Source organism: Microcoleus sp. A003_D6, assembly GCF_036702825.1.
Lineage (GTDB): Bacteria > Cyanobacteriota > Cyanobacteriia > Cyanobacteriales > Microcoleaceae > Microcoleus.
The window spans coordinates 1-1,495 of sequence record NZ_JAUBWA010000288.1 but is presented as its reverse complement, the minus strand read 5'-3'; the positions used below and the strand labels follow the sequence as shown (position 1 = coordinate 1,495).

At 38.2% G+C, this 1,495-nt stretch carries 1 protein-coding gene; it reads right to left on the bottom strand.

Annotated elements, in window-relative coordinates; genetic code table 11:
* Positions 1–33: 33 nt before the first annotated feature.
* A complete protein-coding gene (locus QUB70_RS32480) occupies positions 34–1,332 on the bottom strand; it encodes an IS4 family transposase (protein WP_332985921.1) in 1,299 nt (432 codons plus the stop codon).
* Positions 1,333–1,495: the final 163 nt, after the last annotated feature.

Below are 1,495 nucleotides of genomic sequence, written 5' to 3'. Positions count from 1 at the left end.
CATTGGTGACAAGTTAAGGCTGTAAGTCTTTTGTCAAGAGGTTTTCAGAGAATTGTTGAAAAAGAACTGGTCAGACCCTCGTTGAAGCTCGGGAAAAGCAGCCACAATTAACTTTGTGTTTGGTTTTCGTTTCTGTTTGACAATGCCTAAATCTCGATTTTTCCTGTCAGCAAAATACTTAACTGGGTCTGTTGTCTTACCTTTTTGATGAGCCATAGTAAAATGATAAAGACCGCGATAAATCATTTCTAATGAAATCTCATCAAAGGGCAGAGAAAGTTCATCCGCTACGGCATCACCTAAATCTACCAAAACAGCATAAAACAACCACGTTGACCAAATTTGCAATTTAATTCCATTGATTGAACCAGTCCATAAATAACTTAAACCCAAGAGTCTTTTTACTGTATTAAAAGCATCTTCTATTCGCCAGCGACGGCGATATAAATCTGCAACTACATAAGGGGGTAATACTTCCGGATCTAGGACGCTGGTCAAATAAGAATGCCAGGTTTTTCCCGACCTGACTTCAATCAAACGTAACGTGATAAATGGAGTCTTTTTTGTACCAGAACCTAGACATATCTTCCGGTCTCGCAATCCATAACTATCTGTAAATATCTGTTCTATTTTAATGGCTGCTCCTTTCTTTATTCTGGTAATAAATTCAATTTTTTGGGCGATTAGTTTATGCCAAAAATTAAAATGATAGAATCCTCTGTCTAGTAATAGCAAAGTATTTTCTGTAACTAAATTTAGGATGTCTTCTTCGGCTCTAATATCAGAAGCTTTGGGGTTTTCTTCAAACCAAATCTCAACAGGCAATCTGGTTATTAAATCAATGACTGTAATTATTTTTCCGGCTAATTGTCCTTTTGGCACTGATTCTAAGCTTTGTAGCTTTCTAAATAATGCCTCCAATATTGAGCCGTCTATTATCCAAATTTTCTCAAATTTTGACAAGGTAAATTGAATACTTTCTGGCAAGGGACGTTGATTTCTGCTATGCCAAGCTGTTCTGAGACTTGGTAATAAATCTTTAAATACTTTTTCAAATAACTCCGCAGGAAATGTCAAAAATCTTTGTGATACCGCTTGAGTACTAACTTTTGTAGGATTACACCACAGAAAACCGTCTCTGGCTAAGATTCTGGTCAGTTCTCTCACCCCTGCTACGTCTCGCCACAGTAACGTTAACACCGCAGCCATCATCAACGGTAAATTCAAGATCCGCTCTCGGAGTCCTAATTTTCGGTAGTAATTTTCTTGATTTGTAATCGCCGGTGTCAGCAATTTTTCCAGTTGAAGGGCAATTACTTCATCTTCTACCATTGGTCTGTGTTTTTTTTTCGCGTGATCCCGATTCGTTTTTCGGCTGCTGGTCATGGCTGCTCACAATCCCTCAATTGCTTGTCTACTCTAAGTTTCCCACGATCCAGATCAATGTCAATACTACCCTTGACAATTTCCCTTTTTCCTTAACTTGTCACCAATG

Coding starts and splice junctions, on each gene's coding strand:
- QUB70_RS32480 (WP_332985921.1), bottom strand. CDS start 1,332: ATGGTAGAAGATGAAGTAATTGCCCTTCAACTGGAAAAATTGCTGACA.